The 24,569-nt window shown below is 64.0% G+C and carries 26 protein-coding genes and 1 tRNA gene; 12 read left to right on the top strand and 15 right to left on the bottom strand.

The features are described 5' to 3' along the window. Positions 1-6 precede the first annotated feature (6 nt). From JMY24_RS05320 to ssuD, 3 genes are read right to left on the bottom strand one after another with little or no spacing between them, the layout of a single operon-like run. Positions 7-1,020 (bottom strand): ATP-binding cassette domain-containing protein, encoded by a 1,014-nt coding sequence (locus JMY24_RS05320; RefSeq protein ID WP_128594914.1) that lies wholly within the window; start codon positions 1,018-1,020, stop codon positions 7-9. Then, entirely contained in the window at positions 1,017-1,883 is an 867-nt protein-coding gene (gene ssuC / locus JMY24_RS05315) for an aliphatic sulfonate ABC transporter permease SsuC (RefSeq protein ID WP_128594913.1), read from the bottom strand. The genes JMY24_RS05320 and ssuC overlap by 4 nt, the downstream gene beginning before the upstream one ends. 51 nt (positions 1,884-1,934) lie before the next feature. Continuing rightward, positions 1,935-3,095 (bottom strand): FMNH2-dependent alkanesulfonate monooxygenase, encoded by a 1,161-nt coding sequence (gene ssuD, locus JMY24_RS05310; RefSeq protein ID WP_128594912.1) that lies wholly within the window; start codon positions 3,093-3,095, stop codon positions 1,935-1,937. Between the two features lie 416 nt (positions 3,096-3,511). Between ssuD and JMY24_RS05305 the strand changes: the two genes are divergently transcribed. Further along, positions 3,512-3,937: a hypothetical protein gene (locus JMY24_RS05305; RefSeq protein ID WP_128588413.1), complete on the top strand. Its 426-nt coding sequence runs from the start codon at positions 3,512-3,514 to the stop codon at positions 3,935-3,937. A gap of 86 nt (positions 3,938-4,023) precedes the next feature. On the opposite strand, the gene JMY24_RS05300 is transcribed toward JMY24_RS05305, so the two are convergent. Beyond that, on the bottom strand, positions 4,024-5,154 hold the full coding sequence (locus tag JMY24_RS05300) for an enoyl-CoA hydratase/isomerase family protein (protein WP_128594910.1): 1,131 nt from the start codon (positions 5,152-5,154) through the stop codon (positions 4,024-4,026). A gap of 160 nt (positions 5,155-5,314) precedes the next feature. Then, positions 5,315-6,313 carry a TetR/AcrR family transcriptional regulator gene (locus JMY24_RS05295; RefSeq protein WP_128594909.1) on the bottom strand — a complete coding sequence of 333 codons (999 nt, stop codon included), beginning with the start codon at positions 6,311-6,313 and terminating at the stop codon, positions 5,315-5,317. Between the two features lie 136 nt (positions 6,314-6,449). Here JMY24_RS05295 and JMY24_RS05290 point away from each other — a divergent pair, with 136 nt between their 5' ends. Continuing rightward, positions 6,450-7,448, top strand: coding sequence for an NAD-dependent epimerase/dehydratase family protein (locus tag JMY24_RS05290; protein ID WP_201701480.1), 999 nt, complete (start codon positions 6,450-6,452; stop codon positions 7,446-7,448). On the opposite strand, the gene JMY24_RS05285 is transcribed toward JMY24_RS05290, so the two are convergent. Both JMY24_RS05285 and JMY24_RS05280 read right to left on the bottom strand, forming a co-directional pair. Further along, positions 7,408-7,692: a DUF1488 family protein gene (locus JMY24_RS05285; RefSeq protein ID WP_128594908.1), complete on the bottom strand. Its 285-nt coding sequence runs from the start codon at positions 7,690-7,692 to the stop codon at positions 7,408-7,410. The genes JMY24_RS05290 and JMY24_RS05285 overlap by 41 nt on opposite strands. Before the next feature lie 205 nt (positions 7,693-7,897). Next, positions 7,898-8,191: a hypothetical protein gene (locus JMY24_RS05280; RefSeq protein ID WP_128594907.1), complete on the bottom strand. Its 294-nt coding sequence runs from the start codon at positions 8,189-8,191 to the stop codon at positions 7,898-7,900. 162 nt (positions 8,192-8,353) lie between these two features. Here JMY24_RS05280 and JMY24_RS05275 point away from each other — a divergent pair, with 162 nt between their 5' ends. After that, positions 8,354-8,545: a hypothetical protein gene (locus JMY24_RS05275; protein ID WP_128588423.1), complete on the top strand. Its 192-nt coding sequence runs from the start codon at positions 8,354-8,356 to the stop codon at positions 8,543-8,545. Between the two features lie 44 nt (positions 8,546-8,589). Further along, complete coding sequence (locus JMY24_RS05270; RefSeq protein WP_128588424.1) at positions 8,590-8,970, top strand: hypothetical protein; 381 nt, start codon at positions 8,590-8,592, stop codon at positions 8,968-8,970. Between the two features lie 98 nt (positions 8,971-9,068). On the opposite strand, the gene JMY24_RS05265 is transcribed toward JMY24_RS05270, so the two are convergent. Then, entirely contained in the window at positions 9,069-9,401 is a 333-nt protein-coding gene (locus tag JMY24_RS05265) for a DMT family transporter (RefSeq protein WP_413231225.1), read from the bottom strand. A gap of 10 nt (positions 9,402-9,411) precedes the next feature. Beyond that, positions 9,412-9,909, bottom strand: coding sequence for a heme-degrading domain-containing protein (locus tag JMY24_RS05260; protein WP_128594905.1), 498 nt, complete (start codon positions 9,907-9,909; stop codon positions 9,412-9,414). 329 nt (positions 9,910-10,238) lie between these two features. Between JMY24_RS05260 and JMY24_RS05255 the strand changes: the two genes are divergently transcribed. From JMY24_RS05255 to JMY24_RS05225, 7 genes are all read left to right on the top strand, one after another. After that, positions 10,239-10,315, top strand: a tRNA-Met gene (locus JMY24_RS05255). Positions 10,316-10,588: 273 nt separating this feature from the next. After that, positions 10,589-11,134 carry an NUDIX hydrolase gene (locus JMY24_RS05250; protein WP_128594904.1) on the top strand — a complete coding sequence of 182 codons (546 nt, stop codon included), beginning with the start codon at positions 10,589-10,591 and terminating at the stop codon, positions 11,132-11,134. 9 nt (positions 11,135-11,143) lie between these two features. Then, complete coding sequence (aat, locus tag JMY24_RS05245; protein WP_201701479.1) at positions 11,144-11,881, top strand: leucyl/phenylalanyl-tRNA--protein transferase; 738 nt, start codon at positions 11,144-11,146, stop codon at positions 11,879-11,881. Between the two features lie 139 nt (positions 11,882-12,020). After that, positions 12,021-12,842, top strand: a complete 822-nt coding sequence (locus JMY24_RS05240) for an arginyltransferase (RefSeq protein WP_128592519.1) — start codon at positions 12,021-12,023, stop codon at positions 12,840-12,842. Between the two features lie 95 nt (positions 12,843-12,937). Beyond that, positions 12,938-13,960: a quinone-dependent dihydroorotate dehydrogenase gene (locus tag JMY24_RS05235; protein WP_201701478.1), complete on the top strand. Its 1,023-nt coding sequence runs from the start codon at positions 12,938-12,940 to the stop codon at positions 13,958-13,960. Between the two features lie 157 nt (positions 13,961-14,117). Further along, positions 14,118-14,912 carry a cystine ABC transporter substrate-binding protein gene (locus JMY24_RS05230; protein WP_128594901.1) on the top strand — a complete coding sequence of 265 codons (795 nt, stop codon included), beginning with the start codon at positions 14,118-14,120 and terminating at the stop codon, positions 14,910-14,912. Positions 14,913-15,025: 113 nt separating this feature from the next. After that, positions 15,026-15,685 (top strand): amino acid ABC transporter permease, encoded by a 660-nt coding sequence (locus JMY24_RS05225; protein ID WP_128591788.1) that lies wholly within the window; start codon positions 15,026-15,028, stop codon positions 15,683-15,685. Between the two features lie 190 nt (positions 15,686-15,875). Here JMY24_RS05225 and JMY24_RS05220 read toward each other — a convergent pair whose 3' ends face one another. The 6 genes from JMY24_RS05220 to JMY24_RS05195 all read right to left on the bottom strand — a co-directional run bounded on the left by JMY24_RS05220 (position 15,876) and on the right by JMY24_RS05195 (position 22,804). Next, positions 15,876-16,853, bottom strand: a complete 978-nt coding sequence (locus JMY24_RS05220) for a Gfo/Idh/MocA family protein (RefSeq protein WP_128594903.1) — start codon at positions 16,851-16,853, stop codon at positions 15,876-15,878. A gap of 272 nt (positions 16,854-17,125) precedes the next feature. Further along, positions 17,126-17,866, bottom strand: a complete 741-nt coding sequence (locus JMY24_RS05215; RefSeq protein ID WP_201701477.1) for a FadR/GntR family transcriptional regulator — start codon at positions 17,864-17,866, stop codon at positions 17,126-17,128. A 296-nt stretch (positions 17,867-18,162) separates the two neighbouring features. Next, entirely contained in the window at positions 18,163-18,774 is a 612-nt protein-coding gene (locus JMY24_RS05210; protein WP_201701476.1) for a flavin reductase family protein, read from the bottom strand. Next, positions 18,749-19,618 carry a class I SAM-dependent methyltransferase gene (locus JMY24_RS05205; protein WP_128594899.1) on the bottom strand — a complete coding sequence of 290 codons (870 nt, stop codon included), beginning with the start codon at positions 19,616-19,618 and terminating at the stop codon, positions 18,749-18,751. Before JMY24_RS05205 ends, JMY24_RS05210 begins: the two co-directional genes overlap by 26 nt. A gap of 131 nt (positions 19,619-19,749) precedes the next feature. Continuing rightward, positions 19,750-21,660 (bottom strand): serine aminopeptidase domain-containing protein, encoded by a 1,911-nt coding sequence (locus JMY24_RS05200; protein ID WP_201701475.1) that lies wholly within the window; start codon positions 21,658-21,660, stop codon positions 19,750-19,752. 178 nt (positions 21,661-21,838) lie between these two features. Further along, positions 21,839-22,804 carry a glycosyltransferase family 2 protein gene (locus JMY24_RS05195; RefSeq protein WP_236597316.1) on the bottom strand — a complete coding sequence of 322 codons (966 nt, stop codon included), beginning with the start codon at positions 22,802-22,804 and terminating at the stop codon, positions 21,839-21,841. Between the two features lie 232 nt (positions 22,805-23,036). Between JMY24_RS05195 and JMY24_RS05190 the strand changes: the two genes are divergently transcribed. Beyond that, on the top strand, positions 23,037-24,494 hold the full coding sequence (locus JMY24_RS05190) for an oligosaccharide flippase family protein (RefSeq protein WP_128594898.1): 1,458 nt from the start codon (positions 23,037-23,039) through the stop codon (positions 24,492-24,494). The last annotated feature ends 75 nt before the right edge of the window (positions 24,495-24,569 follow it).

Below are 24,569 nucleotides of genomic sequence, written 5' to 3'. Positions count from 1 at the left end.
GGAATGTCAGACAGCCCAGCGGACGTCTGTAGGCCGCCGGAAGCGGCCCTGGCTACGTGTGCCGGGTGTGCCGCGTGCGTCTTCGGGCTGGCCGGACAACGCGTCGTCGTTCGGCGCATTCTTCAGCACGCGCTGCAGCACATGCTCTTCGAGCGCCGCGAAGCCCGCCGACGCACGCGCTCGCGGACGCGCGAGCGGCACCGGCTGATCCAGCGCGATGCGCCCTTCTTCGATCAAAAGGATGCGGTCGCCTAACGCGACGGCCTCGTGCACGTCATGCGTGACGAGCAAGGCGGTGAACTTGTGCTCGCGCCACAGGCGCTCGATCAGCGAGTGCATTTCGATGCGCGTCAATGCATCGAGCGCGCCGAGGGGCTCGTCGAGCAGCAGCAATTGCGGACGATGCACGAGCGCCCGCGCCAACGCGACACGCTGACGCTGACCGCCGGAAAGCTGCGCTGGCCAGTCGTTGGCGCGCTCCAGCAAGCCGACTTCGGCCAGCACCGCACGCGCGTCTTCCCGCGCGCTGCGGGGCAGTCCCAGCATCACGTTCTGCAACACGCTTTTCCACGGCAACAGGCGTGCGTCCTGGAACATGATGCGAGCGTCGAGCGGCCGGCCGTCTTCGGCACGCTTTTCGAGCACCCCGGCCGTGGTCTTCTCCAGACCGGCGACGAGACGCAGCAACGTCGATTTCCCGCAACCGCTACGGCCGACGATCGCGACGAAACTGCCGCGCTCGATCGACAGGTCGAAGTCCGTCAGCACTTTGCGATCGCCATACTGCTTGCCGACACCGCGCAACTGGACCGAATAGTCGGCTGCGCCGTTTGCCCGCTGTGTACCGTTTGCTCCGCCAGCGGCATTTGCGTCGCGCACATAACCATGCGCTGTGTCGCCATGCCCGGAGTCAGCGGCTACGTCGGCGTCGCGATCGGCGACGCGGGCCTGCGCCAGTTCCGCTTCCAGGTCGCTGCCCGCGATGCCGCCGAACGACGCTGAAAATGTCGTTGCGCTCATGCCTTGCCTCCCCGTTGATAGGCCGGATGCCACCGCAGCGACACGCGCTCCAGGCTTTTTGCCAGCACGTCGGCGACTTTGCCGAGCGCCGCGTACAGCAGAATGCCGACCACGACGACGTCGGTCTGCAAAAATTCGCGCGCATTCATCGTCATGTAGCCGATGCCCGACTGCGCCGAGATCGTCTCCGCGACGATCAGCGTCACCCACATCAGCCCGAACGCAAAGCGCACGCCGACAAGAATCGACGGCAAGGCGCCGGGCAGAATCACATGACGGTAAAGTGCGAAACCCTTCACGCCGTAGCTGCGCGCCATCTCGATGAGATTGGAATCAACCGAACGGATGCCGTGGAACGTGTTCACGTAGACCGGGAAAAACACGCCCAGCGCGACGAGAAAAACCTTCGCCTGCTCCTCGATGCCGAACCACAGGATCACGAGCGGGATCATCGCGAGCGCCGGAATATTGCGGATCATCTGCACGGTCGAATCGAGTGCGATTTCGACCGGTTTGAAGAGGCCCGTCGCGAGCCCGAGCACGAGACCGATCCCGCCGCCAATCGCAAATCCGGACACCGCGCGCCACGTGCTGACCTTGACGTCCGCCCACATCTCGCCCGACTGGATCAGCGACCACGCGGCCTTCACGACGGCGAGCGGTTCAGGCAGAACTCGCGTCGACAGCACGCCGCTGCGCGCGGCGGTTTCCCAGGCGAGGAGAATAAGAAGCGGTGCGACCCACGGCGCGAGCGACGCGCCGACTTGCCGCAACGACCCGGAAGCGGAGACGAGCACGGAACCGAAGCCCGCGCCGCCGCGCGCGCCCTCATTCCGATCCGCACTCACAGTGTATTGAGCCATGGTTATTTCCCTCATTGCATGTCGAAGATGCCGTACCGAGGCGGGCGGCGCTCAGCTCGCGCTCGCCGCCTTCGGCAGATAGTTGTTGCCGACGATCTCGCCGAACGGTCCCGACAGCGGCCCGTTCGAAGTCTTGCCCTGTCGGTTCGGCAGCAGCGGGAACACGAGTTCGGCAAAGCGGTACGACTCTTCGAGATGCGGATAGCCGGAGAGGATGAACGTCTCGATACCGAGGTCCGCGTATTCCTTCATGCGCGCCGCCACCTGCTCCGGGTTGCCGACGAGCGCAGTGCCCGCGCCGCCTCGCACGAGGCCCACGCCGGCCCACAGATTCGGATAGACCTCGAGCTCGGCGCGCCCACCTCGTTTGCCGCCGTGCAGCGCGGCCATGCGGCGCTGGCCTTCGGAATCCATCTTCGAAAAGGAGGCCTGCGCACGCGAGATGGTTTCGTCGTCCAGCTTGCTGATCAGCTTGTCGGCGGCGGCCCACGCTTCTTCTTCGGTCTCGCGCACGATCACGTGCAGGCGAATGCCGAAGCGGATCGTGCGGCCGTGCGCGGCGGCGCGGGCGCGAATATCGGCGATCTTCTTCGCAACCGCGGCGGGCGGCTCGCCCCACGTCAGATAGGTGTCGATATGCTCGCCCGCCATGTCGTGCGCGGCCGGCGACGAACCGCCGAACCACAGCGGCGGATGCGGCTTCTGCACCGGCGGATACAAGGCCTTGCCGCCCTTCGACTTCAGATGCTTGCCGTCGAAGTCGATCGCGTCGTTCGTATGCGCGGCCGTGAGCAGCTTGCGCCAGATGTGCAGGAATTCATCGGTGATCTCGTAGCGCGTGTCATGATCGACGAACACACCATCGCCCTCCAGCTCGGCCGCGTCGCCCCCCGTCACGACATTGATCAGCAGGCGCCCGTTCGACAGACGGTCGAACGTCGCGGCCATGCGTGCGGCAAGACCCGGCGACGAAATGCCAGGCCGGATCGCGACGAGAAACTTCAGGCGCTTCGTCGCGGCGATGAGGCTCGATGCGACGACCCATGCGTCCTCGCACGAGCGGCCGGTCGGCAGCAGCACGCCCTCGTAGCCGAGCGTATCGGCGGCGACGGCGATCTGCTGGAAGTAGTCGTAATCGGCTGCGCGCGCGCCTTGCGACGTACCGAGATAGCGGCTGTCGCCATGAGTCGGAATGAACCAGAACACATTCATTTACTGCTCCCTGCGAATTCAAAACTGGATTGAATGAAGACGGTGCATGCCGCGCAGGCAAACGCGAAGGCAAAAGCAAACGCCGGCGCAAACGCGGGCTGCGCGCATCCAGCCGGTCATCGGGCATGAACCGGGCGATGCATCGCGAAAGAACGGAAGATGCGCTATCTACGCTAAGGGCGACGGCGGCAAGCGCCGTCTGCATGGAAAAAGAGTCTATGGACCGAAGCGCGGCTTTTGAACGATTTTTTTGAGCTTAGGTTTTCCACTTCCGTGATTAGCCCGACGCTAAAGCATACGGACGCGACGCTTCGCGCAACCGGAAAAGCGGCCTCCGCTGGCTATAATGGCGCACGTTTCCAATAATCCGGTGCGGGCAACGCGAACGACGCGCCTGTACCCTGGCGGTGCAATGCATGCAAAAACTCATCCTGCCGTTCGTCGCCGGTTTTCTGGCTTCTCTGTTCTTTCATGAATCGACGCTGGCGCTGCTGAACGCAGCCGGTGTTACCGATCAAAGCGGTTTTTCGACTGCCCCGTTTCTACCGCTCGGCCTGCCCGAGTTCATTGCGAACGCAATCTGGAGCGCGTTCTGGGCCGTACTCATGGCGTGGCTCCTGCGCGTCGCGCCCGAGCGCCGTGCGCCGTGGCTGCCCGCCTTCGTGTTCGGCGGCATCGTGTTGACGGCGGCGAGCGTATTCGTCGTGGATCCGCTGCGCGGCATCTGGCCGAGCGGCAATATGCTGCCGCGCCTCGCCATGGGTTTCGCCGCGAACGCAATGTGGGGCTGGGGCGCGCTCGTCTTCATGCGCGCCTTCATGGCAAGCGAAGAGGTGGATTGAGCGGCACCACCGCCCAGCCGCCTCTACGGCGGCTCAGGTGGCCCGACTCGACAAGCGGCGTTTCGATCGTACGGGCCGCACGTGCCTTAACCGTGCAGATCCCGCAGCGGATGTTCGCTGGCCGGCCACGGGCTTTCGAACATTTTCGCGACATCGGCAGCGCTCACGTCTTCAATGCGCGCGAAGCGCCAGTGCGGCGCGTTGTCCTTGTCGATAATGCGCGCGCGAATCCCTTCCACCGCGTCGCCTTCCAGGAAACTCGAACGCGTGAGATCGAGATCGCCGCGCAGCACTTCCGACATCGAGCCTTCCGCGCGCGTCACCACCTCCAGCGAAACGGCCATAGATAGCGGTGAACGCTCCCGCAGCACGGCGATGGTCTGCTCGGCCCAATCGGCGGTGTCGCGATCGCACTTCTGCTGAAGCGAAGCGAGAATGCGCGGCACGTCGGGCAGCGCAAAATGCCGATCGATCAACCGCCGCGCGCGAGCAAGCGGCGACTCCTTCGGCTGCGGCGCGACCTGATAGGCGCGGCTCTCTCGCTCGACGCACGCAACCACGTCGGCGCCGCGCTCGAACAGTTCGCTGCGCAAGGTGTCGATGAGCGCGGGCAGCGCGACATCGTCCATATAGACGTCGGCGAGGCCGGCGTACAACGCGTCGGCGGCACCTATCGCTTCGCCCGTCACCGCGAGATAGCGGCCAATCGCGCCGGGCGTACGCGCGAGAAACCAGCTCGCGCCGACATCCGGGAAAAGGCCGATGCGCGTTTCCGGCATCGCCATCTTTGTCGACTGGGTCACGACGCGCAGGCCGCCGGTACGATGCGCGCCCTGCGAGATGCCCATGCCGCCGCCCATCACCACGCCGTTCGTCAACGCGATGTAGGGCTTCGGGTAAGTGAAGATTGCGTGATTGAGGCGGTATTCCTCGATGAAAAACGCGTCGCGCGCTTCGTGCTCGCCGCGTTTCGCCGACTCGTACAGGAAACGGATATCGCCGCCCGCGCAGAACGCGCGAGGATGCTGGCTGCGCACGACGACCGCAAGCACATCGGGATTTTCGCGCCAGTCGTCGAGCGCGGCGTGCATCGCGCGGATCATGTCGATCGACAGCGCGTTGAGCGCCTTCGGCCTTTCAAGCTCGATGAAACCGATGCGGTTGGCTACGTAAGTCGCGACTTCGTCGCTAGCTGCGGGCGAGGCGAAAAGAGACATGGGAGACAACGCACGGCGGCGCAAAGACGTGGAAACGCAACGTTATCACGGCCCGCGAGTCGGGGCCGGTTTGCGGTGCAAGGTGGGGAACGAGGGTAGCGCTCGCGGCCTCGCGCGACTTCGGGCGGGGACGTCCCAAAGGTAGGCACTGAGCCGCTGTCTACCGCGTCTTCCTGGCTGCGCGACGCCGGGTAGGTGCAGGTTCTGCGTCCGAACCGCCCTGCGTCTCGGATTGCGTCTCCGCTTGCGTGTCTGCTTGGGCATCCGCTTGGGTCTCGGTTTGCGCCTTGGCTTCCGTCTCGGCTCGCGCCTTGGATTGCGCCTCCGCTTGGGTCTCGGCTTGCGCCTTGACTCGCGCCTTGGCTTGCGCCTTGACTTGCGACGAGCCTTCCGCGCCCGTGGCGCCGGCCCTCTTCCTGCGCGAAACCGCCGCGTTAGCATTGGAGCTTGCGATGCCATCCGGATCTGCATCCGCAGCGACACCGCCCGCCCCAAGCCAGGTGTCCAATGCGATTCCCACAACGGTGTCGAGTGGCGCCGACGGAAAAACCGGACACGTCAGATGGAGCGCGACGATGCCATGCAGCGTCGCCCAGAAAGCGTCGGCCCACACCCTCGCATCCACGGATGCAGCAAGGCGCCCCGCCGCTTTCAGCTCGTTTAGCGCGGAAATCATGAATTGCAAGGCCGCGGCGCCCGGGTCGTCTTCCGTGCCGGGCTGCACCGCCTGAATGCCCGTTTGCGCCCTGCCCACAGCCGACGGACCGGGCGCCGCTGCGGCTGTCTTGGCGCCGAGCGCCGCGCCCGTATAGCTCGGATCTTCCATGAAGATCAGCCGGTACGTTTCCCGATGAGCGACGCCGAAGGCGACATAAGCGCGCCCCATCGCCTTGAGCCGTTCAGCTGGGTCGGCAATCCCCGCGAGCGGCTCGAAGGTCTCCAGCAACTGCGCATAGCCTTCGGCGCATAGCGCCCGGGCAATTTCGTCGCGGCTCACGAAGTGCAAATACAGCGCGGCAGGCGAATACTCGATCGCTTCGGCGATCTTGCGCATTGACAGAGCGGCAAAGCCTTCACGCATCACGATATGTCGTGCGGCCCCGAGGATGCGTTCCCGCAACGCCTGCTTCTCCCGATTCTTTCTTTCAGCGATTCCCATGCAAGGCATTTTCCGGTTGACAAACTGAAAAGTCAAATTAAACTGAACACCGTTCACTGAACACTGTTCACAAAATTTTGACAGATCAACACACGGCGTGCATCCCGGCTCGCCGCGTCACAAGAAAGGTACCGTCATGCACAGCGAAGGAAAGGTCGGCCTGTTCGGAGCCGCCGGCGCCGCCGGCCGGATCATCGCGGCATCGCTTGGCGCGGCGGGCCGCGACTACCGCGTCGTGGGCCGCTCGCGGGAAGCGTTGGTTGCCGCTTTCGGCCACGATCCGCACGCGGAGATCGTCACGTGGAATCCTGACGATCCGGCTTCGATCAGCGCTGCGGCGCAGGGACTGCAGAGCGTCGTCTATCTGGTCGGCGTGCCCTACGACCGCTTCGCCGAACACCCGCCGCTGATGCAGAAAACGCTCGCAGGCATCACGGCAGCGGGCGTGGAACGTTTCGTTCTGATCGGCACCGTCTATCCATACGGTCGTGCGCGCGGCAATCCGATCCGTGAGGACCATCCTCGCGAGCCGCACACGTTCAAAGGGAAAATGCGGCTCGCCCAGGAGAATCTGGTGCTGCAGGCGCATGGAAAAAACGGACTGTCGACGCTGGTTCTGCGGCTACCCGATTTCTACGGCCCGGGCATCGAGCGCAGTCTGCTCAACGGCGCATTCGAAGCTGCCGCAAATGGAAAGCGCGCGCAGATGATCGGCCCCGTGGATGTGCCCCATGAATTCATTTATCTGCCGGATATCGGAGCCGTGGTCGAGAAGCTTACGCGCACGCCGGAAGCGTACGGGCGCTGGTGGCACCTCGCCGGCGCGGGCACCATCACGCAGCGCGAAGTGGCACGACAGGCTTATGCGCTCGCGGGCGGCCAACCCAGGCTGATGGTGGCCGGCAAGACGATGCTGCGCGTGCTCGGCCTCTTTAATCCGCTGATGCGTGAACTGGTCGAGATGAACTACCTGATGACCGAACCGGTCGTGCTCGACGACTCCGCATTGACGAAGCTGATCGGTCCGATCGCGAAGACGTCTTACGAAGAAGGCGTCCGGCAGTGCATGGCCGCCGCGCGCGGTTCTTCTCTCTCTAGCGAGCCGCATCCCCCGGCGGAAAGTGCCCGCTCTTGAGCAGCACAGGCGTGCCGTTGCTGATCTGCAAATGCTCGCGCGCCACGGCTTCTATGCGCGGACGTCCGGCGTCGAATGCGCGCATCCAGCCTTCCAGGTCTTCGGAGTGTGCGCCGAAGTGATCTTCTAGCGCCTCGACGGAGATTGCGCACGGCACGGGCTCACCATCCACCAGCGCGGGAAAGACAACGGTCAGATTGGAATCGCGGTAGGCTGGCGCGCCCGCGGGAAACCTGATTTCCATAGTCGCCTCATCAGAAGTATCCGGCACACAACCGGAGCCCGCGAGAACCGGCCGGCCCCGGACGACCCGAATATGGTACTCGCGCGGCCGGACTGCGGTCCACCCCGCCGCGGCGCCGGAATCGCGAGGAGCGTCGGCATGGGTTCGAGTGCGGGCTTGCTCGTCAGTCGCCCTCATGACTTGCCTCGGAGCAGACGGTCGACGTTCATGACTTGCCTCCCAACAGACGGTCGACGTAGTCGCGCGCGGCCTGTTCAACATAGGCGAGCGCCTCTTCTTCGCTGCCAAACCGTTGCTGGTCGCCGAGATCGAGCAGCGTCTCCATCCGGTGTGCATCGTCCGGACCAAGCTCGGCCAGGCTGACCGAGCCGACGTAGGTGCCGCCGGTGCCATTGGTGCCGTCGGTGCTGTCGGTGCCTTGGGCGCCGGCCGCCGGCACGAGGCGCGCGGCGGCACTGATGTAATAGCCGCGGTAAGGGCCGCTGACCCGTTCAGCCATGTTCGTTCTCCTCGTTGCGATAGATCAGGTAAGGCGCGCGGCGATCGAATAAGTTCTGCGCGCTTTCACAGTTGCACTTGTCGGATCCGTACAGGTCGAACCGGTTCGACGGCACGCTCCGTGCTGCTGCAGTGCCTCCATTTCGAGTTCAGCGAGCGCAATATGGGAAAATATTTTCTGCACGATCACGAACTGCCCGAGCCGGATGCGGCGAATCGATGGTTTGCGTATGCCGAAAGCCATGACATCGACATCGCGAAAGCCATCAGCATCTGGGAAGACGCGGCCACTGAAAGCGGTGCCGAAAGCCGCCGCCTCGTCAGCGCGGCGGGCATTACTGTCGAAACGCCCTGAGCTTGCGCGCGTGGCAAGCCAACACATCAAAGGAAACAATCACGATGCATTTCATGACGCAATGGCCGGGCCGAAGTCATTCGCCGCGTGGCAACGCGCGGGCTCTGCTGCGCCACACGTCCCTTCTTCTCGCATTGCCAGTAACAGTTGCGCTGGGCGCGGGCCTGGCAGGCTGCGCGTCGTCCAACACGACATCGCTCATCAATCTGCCGAACGGCCAGACCGGCTTCGCGGTCAATTGCAGCGGCGCCGACGCCGGTTCTAGCTGGGCCTCATGCTATGTGCAGGCGGGCAAGGCGTGCGGCGCGACAGGCTATGACATCGTGTCGAAAGACAACGACGAAGGCGGGACCGCGGGCGGCAGCGTGACGAACGTCGTGTCGGCCAACGTCAAGAGCCGCTCGATGATCGTACGCTGCAAGTAAGAGCCGACATTCCCGGCAAGCGCAGCAAAGCCCGAACGCATGCACAACGGATGCAAACGGATGCAGCCAGAGCCCAGGCGGTGCGTCGGGCTCGCGCTTCAGTGCGCCTGCATTTTCGAGAACATGTTCAGCACGGCGACTCCGGAAATGATCAACCCGAGCCCGATGACGGCCGGCACATCGGGCACCTGCCCATAGAGCAGAAGCGCGACGAGCGTAATCAGCACGATGCCCGCGCCCGACCACACGGCGTAGACGATGCCGACCGGAATGCTCCTGAGCGTCAGCGACAGGCAGTAAAAGGCGACGCCATATCCGAGGACCACCACTGCCGACGGCACGAGCCGCGAGAAACCGTCCGACGCCCGCATGGCGGACGTGGCAATCACCTCGGCCACGATCGCGATGCCAAGCAATGCATAAGGCGGCACCCGCATCGGTTCAGGCCTTTGCAAGCGCGAGCTTGCTGTAGTCGTGACCGAGGTGCGCGCAGAGGGCTTCCACCACGAACTCATGATCGGCACGCTGCGGCAAGCCGGACACCGTGATCGAACCGATCACGCCCGCACCCGAGACCGTCAACGGGAACGCGCCGCCGTGCGATGCATATTCGGTAACGGGCAGGCCATGCTTGTCCGCGAGCGTACTGCCGGCCTGCTGCATTTTCAGTCCGATCGCATACGAGCTGCGCCGGAAATGCGCGACCGTGTTGCCCTTGCGGCGTGCCCAGTCGACGTTGTCCGGCGTCGCGCCGTCGAGCAGGCTGAAGAACAGAGGCTGACCGAATGTGCGCACGTCGATGGCGGCAGCAATGCCGCGTGCCTTCGCGACCTCGTGCAGATAGGCGCCGATTTGCCATGCGCGGTCAGCATCGAATTGGGGGAACACGAGCGCGTGTTCCTGAGCGGCAATGATCTGCAGGTCGTGAGCGATGTCCATGGAGTTCCGGGGCAAGGTGTGAGTGCGGGCTCGTCGTCGTGCATTCGCGACCGACTCGGCGTGGAGTCGGCGTGGAGTCGTCTTGAGTCCCACGCAAATGGCGTGACGGCGCGCCGGGAGACTCCGATTCTAGCGCAGCGTCTTGCAGCGGCCTTGCGCGATGCGACGCCGCCCACGCATCGCGCGACGCGTTTTGCAGGAAGCTGTTCGGCGAGCGCTAGTCGCTAGTAATTGCCGGGAACTGCAAGCGGCAGTCCGCTCGTTAAACGACTACCGCATCGACTATTGCATCGGCTCCCGGTTTGGTCTATACTCTTTTCTTCGACGGACGCGGGGTGGAGCAGTCTGGCAGCTCGTCGGGCTCATAACCCGAAGGTCGTAGGTTCAAATCCTACCCCCGCAACCAAAAGCTGGAACGTCGAAAACAACATTGAAGGCTTGCCATATGGGCAGGCCTTTTTTGTTTGCGCGGCCGTCTTTTCGCGTCGATAGTCCTGGCATGAGTCGATGCATACGAGCCGCGTCATCAAGCTCACGCATGAGCACACTTATAAGCGCACCCACGCCCCTTCACACCGCCCGCTTGCCGGCACCGCCTCCATCACGCGTCACCATCACCGCGCACGGTAAAACGCCGCCCCAGTGATAAACTCCTAGCACCCTTTCTTGTGCCTTTCCTATGAAATTCTGTTCTGTCTGCGGCCACGGCGTCAGCCTGAGCATTCCGCCGGGCGACAACCGCGAGCGCTTCGTATGCGGCAATTGCGGCACGGTGCACTATCAGAATCCGCGCAACGTCGTGGGCACCGTTCCGGTCTGGGACGACAAGGTGCTGCTCTGCCGCCGCGCAATCGAACCGCGCTACGGCTACTGGACGCTGCCAGCAGGCTTCATGGAAATGGGCGAGACCACGGCCGAAGCCGCTTCCCGCGAAACGCTCGAAGAAGCCGGCGCGCGCGTCGAGGTGCAGAATCTCTTCTCGCTGCTGAACGTGCCGCATGTGCATCAGGTGCATCTTTTCTACATGGCGCGCCTCCTCGATCTGGACATTGCCGCGGGCGAGGAAAGTCTCGAAGTGAAGCTCTTCGAAGAAAGCGACATTCCGTGGGACGAGATTGCGTTTCCCACCGTCGGACAAACGCTGCGCTTCTTTTTCGCCGACCGCGCGGCCGGCAGCTTCGGCCTGCATACGGGCGACATCTTCCGCTCGCTGCGCGAAGGCTGAGCGGCGCGCATGGTTCCCTGGCTCGGACCCGACGAACCGTTTCCGCCCGTCGAGCGCGCGCTCGGCGCGGCAAGCGGCGCTCCGGGCCTGCTCGCCGCGAGCGGCGATCTGCTGCCGTCTCGCCTTATCGACGCGTATCGTCACGGTATCTTCCCGTGGTATTCGGACGGCCAGCCCGTGTTGTGGTGGAGCCCCGACCCGCGCATGATCCTGCGCCCTGCCGAGTTCAAGGTGTCGCCGTCGCTGCGTAAAACGCTCAAGCGCGTGTTGCGCGACGACGCGTGGGAAATCCGCGTCGACCACGACTTCGCAGCCGTGATGCGCGCCTGCGCAGAGGCGCCGCGTCGCGGCCAGCGCGGCACGTGGATCACCGCGGACGTAGTGGACGCCTATTCGTCGCTGCATCGCGTGGGGGACGCGCACAGCATCGAAACATGGTTCGAAGGCGAGCGCGTGGGCGGCTTGTACGGTGTCTCGTTCGGCAAGATGTTCTTCGGCGAATCCATGTTCGCCAACGTCACGGATGCCTCGAAAATGGCGCTGGCCGCGCTTGTCGGGCACTTGCGCCGTCACGAAATAGAAATGATAGACTGCCAGCAGAACACGTCGCATCTGGCGTCGCTCGGCGGTCGCGAGATAGCGCGCAAAGCGTTCATCGCGCATGTTCGCGCGTCTGTCGACGCACCGCGCATTCCCTGGCGCTTCGACAAGACCGTGTTGCTCGATGTGCTCGCGCGAGCGGCGTAGGAAGAATCAGGCCGAATCCGGATCCGTTCAATGAAACGCGCGGATCGAGTGCTGCAAAATGAGCTGCAACACGATCTGCAAGACAAGTTGCAACGCGCGCCGGGTTTGCATTACCAGAGATGCTTCGAGAGCTGCCAACGTGACTCATCCTAACGAGCTGCCTCTTTCTCCGCTTTCGGCGCTGCAATTTTATGCAACGGCGCCCTATCCCTGCAGTTATCTCGACGGGCGTATCGCGCGCTCGCAAGTCGCGACGCCCAGTCACCTGATCAACTCGGACGTCTATACGGACCTCGTCAAGGCGGGCTTCCGGCGCTCAGGTGTGTTCACATATCGGCCGTATTGCGACGGTTGCCGCGCTTGCGTGCCCGTGCGCGTGCCGGTCGACCGGTTCGAGCCGAACCGCACGCAACGGCGCGTCTGGAAAAAGCATGGCGACATGATCGCCACGGTCGCGCCGCTTCACTACGACGAGGAACACTACGCGCTCTATATGCGCTATCAGTCGGCGCGACATGCGGGCGGCGGCATGGACCGCGACAGCCGCGACCAGTACGAACAGTTTCTGCTGCAAAGCCGGATCAACTCGCGGCTCGTCGAATTCCGTGAAGCGCTGCCGGACAAACCCGAATCGCCCGGCCTTCTGCGCATGATCAGCATGATCGACATTCTCGGCGACGGGCTCTCGTCCGTGTACACGTTCTTCGAGCCGGGACTGCCGCATACGAGCTTCGGCACGTACAACATCTACTGGCAGATCGAGCAGGCGCGCAGCCTGAAGTTGCCGTATGTGTACCTCGGGTACTGGATCCGCGAGAGTCCGAAGATGGCCTACAAGGCCAATTTCAGGCCGCTCGAAGGTCTGATCGACGGCGTATGGCGCGTACTCGATCCCGCAGGCGTCGATCTCGCGCCGGTCGGCGCGGCGTCGCAGGGCAAACGCGGGCCGCTGCGGCCTTAAGTGGCGAGCGCCACTCCTGCCCCGCCTTATCTCATTGATAGCGCAAAGCCGGTAAAATAGCGGGTTCCCATTTTTTGGCCGCCCGGCTTCGTCCTGTGTTCAGTTCCCTCTATCCGCTCATACGCGCCCAACTCTTTCGCATGGATGCGGAAGACGCTCATCACCTGACCTTGCGTGTGCTCGGCGCTGCGGGCCGCACCGGCCTCGCCGGCGCGCTCGCCGCGCGCGTGCCTGACGCGCCGCGCACGGTGATGGGGCTGACGTTCCGCAATCCCGTGGGGCTTGCAGCAGGGCTCGACAAGGACGGGGCGTCTATCGACGGGCTCGCCGCGCTCGGCTTCGGCTTCATCGAAGTGGGCACGGTCACGCCGCGCGCGCAGCCCGGCAATCCGCGGCCGCGCATGTTCCGCCTGCCCCAGGCGAATGCCGTGATCAACCGCATGGGCTTCAACAATGCGGGCGTCGACCAGTTCGTGAAAAACGTGCAGGCCGCGCGTTATCGCGGCATTCTCGGCCTGAACATCGGCAAGAACGCCGACACGCCGATCGAGCGCGCCGCTGAAGACTACCTGTATTGCCTCGAACGCGTCTATCCGTTCGCGAGCTACGTGACGGTCAACATCTCGTCGCCGAATACCAAGAACCTGCGCCAGTTGCAAGGCGCCGGCGAACTCGACGCGCTGCTCGCGGCGCTCAAGGACAAGCAGCAGCGTCTTGCCGACATGCACGGCAAGCTGGTGCCGCTCGCGTTGAAGATCGCACCTGATCTCGACGACGAGCAGATCAAGTCGATCGCCGACACGCTGTTGCGCCACCGCTTCGAAGGCGTGATCGCGACCAATACCACGCTGTCGCGCACCGCCGTCGCGGGCATGCAATATGGCGACGAAGCGGGCGGGCTGTCGGGCAAGCCGGTGTTCGACGCGTCGAACGAAGTGATCCGCAAGCTGCGCGCCGAAGTCGGTGAGTCAGTGCCGATCATCGGCGTGGGCGGGATCTTTTCCGGCGACGATGCCCGCGCGAAGCTCGCTGCCGGCGCCTCGCTCGTTCAGCTTTATACGGGCTTCATCTATCGGGGACCGGCGCTCGTTGCCGAATGCGTGCAGGCGCTTCACTGACTCCACGGCGCAGTGGCAGTCGCAGTCGCAGCGGCACGCGGACTCAGGCTCGCGGCAACCGGGTAATACAGACATGAACAAACGGTATTTAGCGTTCGGCATTCTGCTTTGTTAAGCTTTCGTCCGCTAAAACGACATACGAACAAAAAGGAACACAATGCAACTCGGGTTGTTGAAGAAAGTTTTCGTCGCCGCTCTGATCGGCGCTTCGTTCACCGCGGTCACGGCCCATGCCGACGATCTGCTGGACCAGGTCAAGCAGCGCGGCACGCTGCGCATCGGTCTGGAAGGCACCTTCCCTCCGTTCAATTCGAAAGCGCCGTCGGGCGAACTGGTCGGTTATGACGTCGACATCGCCAAAGCGGTGGCGGCGAAGCTCGGCGCCAAGCCCGAATTCGTCACAACCGAATGGAGCGGCATCATTGCGGGCCTTCAGGCCGGCAAGTTCGACGTGATCGTCAACCAGGTCGGCATTACGGATGCGCGCAAGCAGGCGCTCGATTTCTCGCCCGCTTATACGTACTCGGCCGCCCAATTGATCCAGCGTAAGGACGACACGCGCCAGTTCAAGTCGCTCGACGATCTGAAGGGCAAGAAACTCGGCGTCGGCCTTGGCACCAACTACATGGACATGGCGAAGTCGGTGCCCGGCATCGACGTGAAGACGTACCCGGGCGCGCCCGAATACCTGCGCGATCTGGCGGCGGGCCGTCTCGACGCGGCGCTCAACGACCGTCTGATGCTCGCGTATCTGTTGAAGAACTCGCAGTTGCCGCTGCGCACCGGCGCGAATGTCGGCGCGGGCAACCCGTCGGGGATTCCGTTCAAAAAGAACAACCCGAAGTTTTCGAAGGCAATCGACGACGCGATGACGCAGCTCGAAGCAGACGGCACGTTCGCGAAGATCTCGGACAAGTGGTTCGGCATCGACGTGAGCAAGCCGATCAAGTAACCGGCTTCGGATGAAACGAAGGGCGGCATCCCCGGAATGCCGCCCTTCGCACTTTTGCAGCACGCGCCCAGCCTAGGCGATGTGCGTCTCGCGCGCCAACCCGAGCACCGCTCATGTCCACCACTTCCCTGCTCGTTCAATCGCTTCCTGTGCTCGCGCAGGGCGCTGTCCTGACGGTCAAGTTTGCAGTTCTGTCGATGTTCTTCGGCCTGATCGCAGGCGCCGTGCTCGCGCTGATGGGCGTGAGCCACAGCCGCACATTGAACTGGATCGCGCGCATTTACGTGAGTGTGATGCGCGGCACGCCGTTGCTCGTGCAGATCTTCGTGATCTACTACGGCTTGCCGAGCTTCGGAATTTCGCTCGACCCGACGCCGGCCGGCGTGATCGCGCTGTCGGCAAATGTGGCCGCGTATCTGTCGGAGAGCATGCGCGGCGCGATCCTCGGCATTCAGCGGGGACAATGGCTCGCCGCCTACAGTCTCGGACTCTCGCGACGTCAGACGCTGCGCTACGTGATCGCGCCGCAAGCCTTGCGCATTGCGGTGCCGAGTCTGTCGAACAGCTTGATCAGCCTGATCAAGGATACTTCGTTGGTGTCCGTGATTACGGTGACCGAACTGCTGCGTAGTGCGCAGGAAATCATCGCATCGACGTACCAGCCATTGCCGCTCTATCTCGCGGCAGCGGCCGTCTACTGGGTGCTGTGCCAGATACTCGAACTGCTGCAGCGCTGGTATGAACGGCGGCTCGCGTTGCCCTCCAGGCACTGAGCGCCGGGCGGCGGGCATTCAATACTGAACGCGCGGCCGGAGCTTGTGCTAGAGACTGAGCCGCCGCTAGCCGGTCCCCGCCGGCTAGCGGCTCGCGAGGGGCGCGGCCTGGTCCAGCGGCACGCCGAAACGCTCGAAACGCGGCGCGTAATGCCGCAAATCGTACTGCCCCCGCATGGGGCGCTTCGCGTCACTCGCCCGCAAACCTAAGCCCTAACGCCGCGCGCGCGGCATCAGCCATCGCGATCATCTGCAATGACTTGCTGTGCGGCATTAGCGGACTCTCGATCTGTCCCGCGCGGATCAGCTCGCAGAAATGCGCGGTCTCGTAGTTCAGGCCACCGCCTTCGAACGGTTCGTCGAGCTCGATCACGCGACCGTCGGCGTAGCGGATGGTCGCGCGCGACGGGTTCCACCACGGCTCGTGAATCGTCACGTGCCCGCTTTTCGCCATCAGCAGCGCGTCGCCCTTGCCGTGCAGGTCGAGTCCGCAGAAGAGTTGCGCGATGCCGCGCTCATGCTGGCTGTTCAGGCTCGCGAACGTATCGACGCCGGTCGCACCGAGGCGCCCGAGCGTTTGCACGTCGAGCGGCGCGCCGAGCCAGTCGACGGCGAGAAACATCTCGTAGATGCCGATATCGAGCAGCGCGCCGCCCGCATGCTCGAACGACAGCGACGGGTGATCGTCGGGCACGCCCGGCACCGAACAGCCGGCCCGCACGAGCCCGACTTCGCCAATCGGATCGTCTTTTAGATGCGCCTGCAACTTTCTGTACAACGGATAAAACGGTGGCTTCATCGCTTCCATGAAGAGGCGCTGGGCGCGGCGCGCGGCGTCCTGCACGCGCTCGAGTTGCGGCCTGTTGATCGCGGCGGGCTTTTCGCACAGCACGTGCAGGCCGGCTTGCAGTGCCGCGATCGCGTAACCGGCGTGGCTGTCCTGAACGGTGGCGATATAGAGCGCGTCGATCCCGCTGGCGAGCAGTGCATCGAAGCTCGCGCAAAGCCGGCCGCCGAATTCGTCGGCGAAAGCCTGCGCAGGCTCGGCGCGGCGCGACCACACGGCCGCGAGGCGCGCGTTGGGCACATAGGCGAGGCCTTGAGCGAACCGGCGCGCAATGCGGCCCGTACCGACGATTCCCCAACGGATCGTGCCGTCCGATGGGATTGCTTGCGTTGCGTTTGCGGCGGCGTTTGTGGCGGCGTTAGTGGCGGCGTTTGTCGGGGCATCTGTGCCCGCGTTGATCACAGCGTTTGTCACGATCACCTGGCGTCCCTGCGGTTAAGAGCAAGGCGCTATTGTCGCGCATGCCGCCCGCAGGTGTGTCGTCGTGGGGAAACGCATCACGTCGGTGGCGCTGCAAGCATGACGATCAGCAAATTGGCGCGCCGCTGCGGCAACGCGCGCAGCAGCGCCAGAAGCCATACGTCGGCTCGGCGTTATCCGGCGTTTCCGCCATGCGCGGGCGGAACCGGCGGCGCTACGGCAAAGGTGCCGGCGATCTCTTTGGTCGTGAAGTCGATCATCGCCATCGACGCGAGCTCGGCTTCTTTCGGGTCACGCCGCTCTATCGCTTCCACCACGCGCCGGTGTGAGTTAATCGCCGTCTCCCACATCCCTTCCTTCTCGTTGACGATCCGATTGCCCGACGACAGCGCCCCGCGAATGATCGCCGCCATCTGCTTGAAAAACTGATTGCCGCTCGCGACGACGATGCGCGTATGGAACAGTTCGTCGGCTTCCTGATAGCCCGGTTCGGTGGGACGGATCACGCGAAACGCCTCGAACGCATCGCGCACCGCGGCGATGTCGGCCGCGCTGCCGCGCGCCGCCGCCTGCGCCGACGCGCGCGGCTCGATCAGAATGCGAAACTCGATCACGTCGCGCAGGAACAGCGGATCGGGCTTCGCGCGAAAACGCCAGTTCACGACGTCTTCGTCGATCATGCGCCAGTCGCTCATCGGCCGGATGCGCGTGCCGATCTTCGGACGCACATCGAGCATGTCGCGCGCGAGCAGCATCGACAGCGCCTCGCGCATAACGGTGCGGCTCACGTCGAACTCTTTCGACAGCACGTCCTGCGGCGGCAGTATCGCGCCGTACTTCTCCTCGACGATGCCCGTGACGAGCCCGTCCATCACCTTGCTGACTAGTGATCGATCTTTGTTTCCCTGTTCCATGACCCTCTCCCCGAAGCGGTGTTTGCCCCCGCGTAGCCTGTTGATAAACCGCCGTTCTTTGTGTGTTTTATCGTCACGTGGTGTTCATCCACGCTACGTTGCTAGCTTCACAACGGTTACGCCAGTTGGGACACTTCCTGACAGGGTTATCCCTCTGAAGAATTGTTTCTTCTATGTAACGCGCTACGTGCCAAAGGGCCACAAGCTTGCGTTTCAAGCATGCCTGCGGCCTTGACTTTGCATGGTGCGACGACGCACGTTGTGAGACAAATTGTCTGAACCCAAACGGCCTGGAATCACTCATGGCTCCTCGCAAACGATGGGCCCGGTTCAACCTGTTCGCAGTGCGCGGATGCAGGCAATGCGTGTGCCGGTGTCGCGATCTGCGAACCGGCCACCGACCCATAGCGTCCGCCGAAGAAAATGAGCGGTGCGTGCTCGTCGAGCGAAAACACCAACACCTCGCCGACGAACAACGTGTGGTCGCCGCACGGATGCCGGTCCACTACACGCGCCGCAAAGCGGGCCGCCGCATGTTCGAGCAGCACCACGTCCGCAAGCCCGTCGACGCCCGCGAAGCGCGGCGCAAGCCGGCTCTGCGGCTCGCCCGCGAAGTGGCGGCTGTGCGCCTCCTGGGCGTCCGACAACACGCTCACGCCGAACACCGCGCAGCCCATCAGGCGCTCGTGCATGCGCGCGTGCTGTCCGACCGACACGACGATCAGCGGCGGCCTGAGCGATCCCGACATGAAGGCGTTCGCAGTCATCGCGTGCAGGCGTTCGCCGCTGCCTGTCGAGATCACGACGACGCCGGTCGCGAAGCGCCCGAGCGCATGCCGAAAGCCCCGCTCGTCGAAGTCCGCGTCTGCTGCGCGCGGATCATTAAGCCGAAGTGCGTCGGCTTGCATGGCCGCTCTCCTGACCGAAGCGATACGCCGCAAGCGGCTTGTGCGCGATGAAGTGAAACCACCAGGCGTCGCTGTCCTCTATGTCGTCGGCAATGCGCCTGCCATCGCAACTGCCGAACACCGCATCGCATTGCAAGCCGACCTGCGCGAGTTGCCGGCGCTGTTCGCGAAGCGTCGTGTAGACGATCACGATGCCAAAGTTGTGAGCCGCCGCTGTCTTGACCGAGTAACCGCCGTAGTCGCGATTCAGCTTCACGTTACGCACGTAGTTCAGCGTGCCGAGCTGGAAGCGGCGCATTGAACGCAGCGTGCGCCAGCCGAGCCTGAGCGGATTGAAGGTGAACTGCGGCAGCAGTTGCCAGATGTTCTCGCGATAACCAGGGCCGCCGCGGTTGTGCGACGAGAACAGCACATAGCCGCCCGGCCGCACTACGCGATACATTTCTTCGAGGATCTTCACGCGACCGTCGTAGTCCACGCAATCGATACCGTTCCAGCTAAACGCAGCTAGCCCGTAATGATTGGACGGCAGCTCCGACATGTCGCGCGCATCCATATGCCGCAAGTCGCGGCCGGGATAGCGCGACCTCGCCATGTCGAGCAGCTTTGGCGTGTAGTCGACGCCGGTGTAGTCGTTCGAGATTGCGAGCATCAGCGCAATGGTGCGCCCCGTGCCGATGCCGATGTCGAGCAATGGCGTCGCCTCGCAGCGCGGCGCGAGCCACTGGAACGCGGTCTCCTCGCCGGCGTCGGAGAAAGTCTTGCCTGCGGCGAAAACGCGCGCTGCGTCGCGCGAATTCCACGCCACGCGATTGATGCGGTCCAGATCGGATTGTGTCTTCACGGCACTCCTCCAGCGTATCGGAGTGCGCCGCAAAAAGTAAAAAACGTCGGCTCGCCAGACGGCGCACTGGCGAGCCGATCGGGACAGCGCGCCGTCAACGCCGCGGCGCGTGGCACGCTGTCCCACGAGTTTCATCTCGCTTCTCCGGTTAGGCGAAATGCACGCGCATGCTTGACAAGCCATTGCGCCGCACGCGTACGGGACCCGTTGCAATGCGCCGCAACAGAGTCGCCGGCTTCGGCTTCGGCTTTCGCTTTGACTTCGGCGGCACTGAGCTTCTCGCCAAACTGGCTGCGATAGAAGTCCTCGAAATGCGACATCACGTTTTCCTGCGCGCTTGCGGACAGAATCGCGTGGTCGGTGCGCTCGCAAAAAATCACGCGAACGCGGTTCAAACGCTGCAATCTGATGCCACGCACTCCGAAGTACTTTTCGAGCTCTTCGACCCCTTCGTCGAGCACGCCATAAAGAAGGCGCGTCTCGACGCCGCGCGCTTCGAGCGCGGCAAATGGCCGACGCTCCTCGTTCGCGCCAAGCTCCAGTCCGGTGATTCGCTCGATCCGATCGGCAAGCGTCGCTCGTACAAGCGCCGCAAAACGGGTAGCCAGTTCGCGCGCAACGGGCCAGCCGCCCGTCTGCCCTTTGACGACGCGAAGCCATTTGCGCGGCTCGCACATCGAGCGCAGATAGCTGCGCGTCGAACCGATCGCCGCGACCCGCACGGTCGGCTTGCCGTTTTCATCGCAGATGTTGCGCCATGTGAATTTCTGCAGATTGACGAGCATCGCGCCCGTCACCGCCGGCTCGCGCGACGCGGCATGGAGACCGACGTAGGCGCCCGCGCAGATGCCAAGCAGCACCGCACCGCGGTGGCCGCGCGCCGTGAGCCAGCGTGCGGCACAGGCGGCGTCGTCGGCGCCGTCTTGCGCGTAGAGCGCATCGAGCGTTACTGCATCGAGCGAAGGCTGACTGTCGCCGAGTCCGCCGAGATCGACGCGAAGCGAGGCAATACCTTGCCGCGCGAGACGCCGCGCAAAACGCACGCCGAGCCGCGCGTTGCCGATTCTCGACACTGCGCCGGTGTTGACTATCAGGACCGCGGGCGCGCTTGCGCCGCCGCTCGTCGCTGAATGAACAAGAGGCGCGCAGTAGATGCCGAACAGTCTGCCGCCCTCGATCGGTACGGGCGTTTCGGTGACACCCGCTTCGACGATGTGGCCTTCGACATCGCCCGCGTATGCACTCCCGCTCGGCACCGCTGCCGTGCTGGCTGTCGAGTCTCCCGCCAGCCAGTTTTCAATCGACTCGAACGCCGCGCGCGGTATCTCGCTGTCGAGCGCCTCCATCATGAACTTGCTGTATTCGCCGAAGCCCTGGCGCTCCACTTCGACGCCCTGCTCCCGATAGTGCTTGACCAGTGCATCGACGCGCGTCGCGTCCAGCGAATCGAGCACCAGCACGCGCCTCGCGGGTGACGGCGCATCGCGCCGCAGATCGACCGCACGCAGGCTTTCGATGGTATCGCGATAGAGGCGAAAGCCGTACGCCTCGACGAACTCGTCGGTGTCGGGCTCAGGCGTGCAATCCATTGCCGCGGGCATCGACAGCCATTGACGATATCCGGCGCGCAACTCACGCTGATAGTTTTTGCCGGACAGCACGGGCGAGAGCAGCACGAGACCGTCGACGTCGCCCAGTTCCTGAGCCGCGAGCGCGGCGAGCGTGCCGCCAAGCCGCAGGCCGCATAAGCTCACGTGTTCGATGCCCGCCGATTGCCGCAGCAACGCCACGGCCTTCCTGATGCCGTCGATCCACGGCCGCCAGAGGCCCGGCTCGCTTGCGTCGCCCGCCGAGTCGCCCGTGCCTGGATAGTCGAAGCGCAGCACCGAGACGCCGCGCATAGCGAGCCGCTCGGCGAGCCGGCGCATGCCGCGATAGGTGCAAAGCGCGTCGTAGCCGAATGGGTAGCAGAGCACCACGCCATGCGGCCCGGCTGCAGGATGCAACCAGCCGAACTGGCCATCGAAGACTACTGGCCTCACGCTACGCTCCTCACAAGTCTTCTTTCGGGCATTACAGCAAAGCCCGCCCTTCGCCTCTGTACGCCCTGCCACATTGCCGCTGCCGCATTGCTTCTGGCACACCGTTTCTGCCACACCGCGTCTGCCACATGCCCCGGCAACACGCATCCGCACACGCGTCGTACCGCCGGGCGCCGGCTCAACCGCCGGGCGGCATGCGGCCGCCAAGCGTCGAGCGCGTGGCAAGCAGCAGGTGGTACAGAAAACGCGCGCGCAGCCGGTCGCGCAACGCGTAATGCTTCGACAGCAGCACGCGCCACGCGGCGCGCGCGTCACCGGCGCGCGCATATGCGGAAGCGGCGCGCGGTGCGACGCGCCGCAGCGCATCGTCGCGCGCGGCATGTGCGGCAGCGGGCACATCGCTCGCGCACAACTGCGCGAACGCGTGCATCGCGGGCAACGCATGCGTCGAGATGGACAAGGCCGTCTCGCGCGAAATGGAAACGAACTCGTCGACGAAGCAAACAGCTGCCGCCTGCACGCACAGGCGCAAACCGAAATCGAAATCACAGGCTTCGCCGACTTGCGCAGCGAGCCGATAACCGATGCGTCGAGCGGCCAGCGTATCCACCAGATAGCCGTTGTTCGGGAACATCTGGTCGATGCCGGCGAGCGCGGGCACGGCGAGCCGTCCCGCGCGCTCAGGCACGCGCCGGTAGTCGCGATTGAGCCGCGCGGTGGCCTCCGGCCGTGGCGTGCCGTCGTCGGCGATCACGCGCTGTTTGCCGAATGCAGCGGTCAATAGCGGATGAGCGCGCCAGCACGTATCGAGCGTACTGAGCGCATGCGGTTCGAGCAGATCGTCGTCGTGCAGCAGCACGAGCCGTGCGCCGCGCGCCCGAGCGAAGAGGCGGTTGACATTGGATGCCTGCCCGAGCCTGGGCCGGTTGCGTTCGTAGCGGATCGGGTGCTTCGCGCGCGCACGGCAACGCTTGACCATCTGCGCCGTGCGCTCGTCGCTCGAATCGTCGCCGATGACGATTTCGAACTCGCCGTACGTCTGCGCTTCACAACTTTCGATGGCTTCTTCGAGCAGACCCGGTCGATTGCAGGTCGGTATGCAGATCGAGATGAGCCGCGGGTTTAATTCTTTCGATTCCTTCACGCTGTCCTCGCGATGCCCGTTCACCGGCCGTATGCGGTCGATGCTGATTTAACCGCGACGCAGAGCGCCCATCTGTACGCCCAGCCACACACGCAAGCGGCGCACGAGCGCAGTATCCAAGCCTGCGACAAGCCGACGCCCTCGTGCGGAACGCGCTCGTGGGTGCGGCCGCGCACCGACAACGCCCCGCACCGACCGCACCATTGCACGACATTCCCGCGGACAGCGCACCATGGAAAGAAGTATCGTCAGGAACATCGTCATCAACTTTGCAGGAGCGATTGCTCCGACGTTCATTTCCCTCGTCACGGTGCCCGCCTATATCCATCTGATGGGCGTGGAACGCTATGGCGTCATCAATCTGGTGTGGACGCTGATCGGCTATTTCAGCGTGCTGGATCTCGGCACGAGTCTCGCTACCGAAAATCAGATCTCCAAAGCGCGCGCCGCCAACGACGACTCCCTCGAACGCATTTTCTGGAGCGCGTGGTTCATGAACCTCGGCACCGGCATCGTGGGTGGGCTCATCATTTATGCGGGCACCGTCATCTACATCACGCACGGTGTCAAGATCGAGCCGGAGTTCCAGCGCGAGGTGATGGCGAGCTTGCCGTGGATTGCGGTGGCCGTTCCCATTGCCAATGTGTCATGGGTATTCGCAGGCGCGATCAACGGGGTGGAACGCTTCGCGAGCTTCAACGTCAATCAGACGCTCGGCACCGCGCTCTTCCAGTTGTTGCCCCTCGCGGCGATCTTCTGCTTTTCGCCTTCGCTTGCCGTGGTCATTCCGGCCGCGGTTCTCGCACGGCTCTTCGCCGGTTTGATGCTCGGTGCCGCGGCGTTTCGTGCAATCGGCATTCGCCGCGTGCGCATGCCGCAATGGCGCGTGATGGCCGAACTGTTCCGTTATGGTCGCTGGATGCTGCTCTTTTCCGGCGCCGGCATGATCGCGTCGACGCTCGACCGCGTGCTGGTCGGCGCGCTGCTCGGCGCAAGCTTCGTGACTTACTATGCGACGCCGCAGAACCTGATCACGCGTCTGAATCTGCTGCCTGTCGCGATGGTGCGCACGCTTTTTCCGCGTTTATCCGCCGTGTCGCGCGCGGATGCCGACGCGATCGCGCATAGCGCGCTCGCATTGCTGAACGGCGCGTTCACGCCTTGCCTGATCGTTGCGATGTTCGCGCTCAAGCCCTTCCTTGTCGTGTGGCTCGGGCCGACAGTGGCCGCTGCGGCGCCCGTCGCGTGCGTGCTGATACTCGCCGTATGGCTCGGCGGCCAGGCGGGCATTCTCGGCATACTCATCCAGGCGCAGACCAGTCCCGCCGCAATCGCGGGCGTCAGCTGGGCGCAACTGCCCGTGTTCGCCGGCGCGCTGTGGTGTGGCATCCACTGGTTCGGCATCATGGGCGCGGCGGTCGTGGTGGTGTCGAAGGCGCTGTTCGACTACGCCATGCTGCTTCACTTCGCCCGGCTGCACGTCGGTTCCATAGTGCGCAATATGCTCGTGCATCTCGCCTTCCTGCTGGTGGCACTCGCGCTCGCCGAGTCGATCAGCGCGCCGCCCTCACTGATTGCCGCCGCACTCGTCCTGGTGTGCGCGAATCTGGCTCTGTCGCTGCATGGCTCCAGTGAATTGCGCAGCCTCGTGTACAAGATCTGGACCAGGCTGACTTTATCGGCAAGCTGACGTCTCGCCACACCTCCACGACGTATGGTGGTGGTCTACGAATCATTCGTGGTTATTGTGCCGATGAACTTACGC

The sequence above is a fragment of the Paraburkholderia kirstenboschensis genome (assembly GCF_904848585.1).
Classification (GTDB): domain Bacteria; phylum Pseudomonadota; class Gammaproteobacteria; order Burkholderiales; family Burkholderiaceae; genus Paraburkholderia; species Paraburkholderia kirstenboschensis.
Note: the sequence above shows the minus strand (reverse complement) of the source record. Positions and strands in the feature narration are given on the sequence as shown.

Bases quoted from the DNA above. Each gene is read 5' to 3' on its own strand.
- JMY24_RS05320 (WP_128594914.1), bottom strand. From the start codon at position 1,020: ATGAGCGCAACGACATTTTCAGCGTCGTTCGGCGGCATCGCGGGCAGC.
- ssuC (WP_128594913.1), bottom strand. From the start codon at position 1,883: ATGGCTCAATACACTGTGAGTGCGGATCGGAATGAGGGCGCGCGCGGC.
- ssuD (WP_128594912.1), bottom strand. From the start codon at position 3,095: ATGAATGTGTTCTGGTTCATTCCGACTCATGGCGACAGCCGCTATCTC.
- JMY24_RS05305 (WP_128588413.1), top strand. From the start codon at position 3,512: ATGCAAAAACTCATCCTGCCGTTCGTCGCCGGTTTTCTGGCTTCTCTG.
- JMY24_RS05300 (WP_128594910.1), bottom strand. From the start codon at position 5,154: ATGTCTCTTTTCGCCTCGCCCGCAGCTAGCGACGAAGTCGCGACTTAC.
- JMY24_RS05295 (WP_128594909.1), bottom strand. From the start codon at position 6,313: ATGGGAATCGCTGAAAGAAAGAATCGGGAGAAGCAGGCGTTGCGGGAA.
- JMY24_RS05290 (WP_201701480.1), top strand. From the start codon at position 6,450: ATGCACAGCGAAGGAAAGGTCGGCCTGTTCGGAGCCGCCGGCGCCGCC.
- JMY24_RS05285 (WP_128594908.1), bottom strand. From the start codon at position 7,692: ATGGAAATCAGGTTTCCCGCGGGCGCGCCAGCCTACCGCGATTCCAAT.
- JMY24_RS05280 (WP_128594907.1), bottom strand. From the start codon at position 8,191: ATGGCTGAACGGGTCAGCGGCCCTTACCGCGGCTATTACATCAGTGCC.
- JMY24_RS05275 (WP_128588423.1), top strand. From the start codon at position 8,354: ATGGGAAAATATTTTCTGCACGATCACGAACTGCCCGAGCCGGATGCG.
- JMY24_RS05270 (WP_128588424.1), top strand. From the start codon at position 8,590: ATGCATTTCATGACGCAATGGCCGGGCCGAAGTCATTCGCCGCGTGGC.
- JMY24_RS05260 (WP_128594905.1), bottom strand. From the start codon at position 9,909: ATGGACATCGCTCACGACCTGCAGATCATTGCCGCTCAGGAACACGCG.
- JMY24_RS05250 (WP_128594904.1), top strand. From the start codon at position 10,589: ATGAAATTCTGTTCTGTCTGCGGCCACGGCGTCAGCCTGAGCATTCCG.
- aat (WP_201701479.1), top strand. From the start codon at position 11,144: ATGGTTCCCTGGCTCGGACCCGACGAACCGTTTCCGCCCGTCGAGCGC.
- JMY24_RS05230 (WP_128594901.1), top strand. From the start codon at position 14,118: ATGCAACTCGGGTTGTTGAAGAAAGTTTTCGTCGCCGCTCTGATCGGC.
- JMY24_RS05225 (WP_128591788.1), top strand. From the start codon at position 15,026: ATGTCCACCACTTCCCTGCTCGTTCAATCGCTTCCTGTGCTCGCGCAG.
- JMY24_RS05215 (WP_201701477.1), bottom strand. From the start codon at position 17,866: ATGGAACAGGGAAACAAAGATCGATCACTAGTCAGCAAGGTGATGGAC.
- JMY24_RS05210 (WP_201701476.1), bottom strand. From the start codon at position 18,774: ATGCAAGCCGACGCACTTCGGCTTAATGATCCGCGCGCAGCAGACGCG.
- JMY24_RS05190 (WP_128594898.1), top strand. From the start codon at position 23,037: ATGGAAAGAAGTATCGTCAGGAACATCGTCATCAACTTTGCAGGAGCG.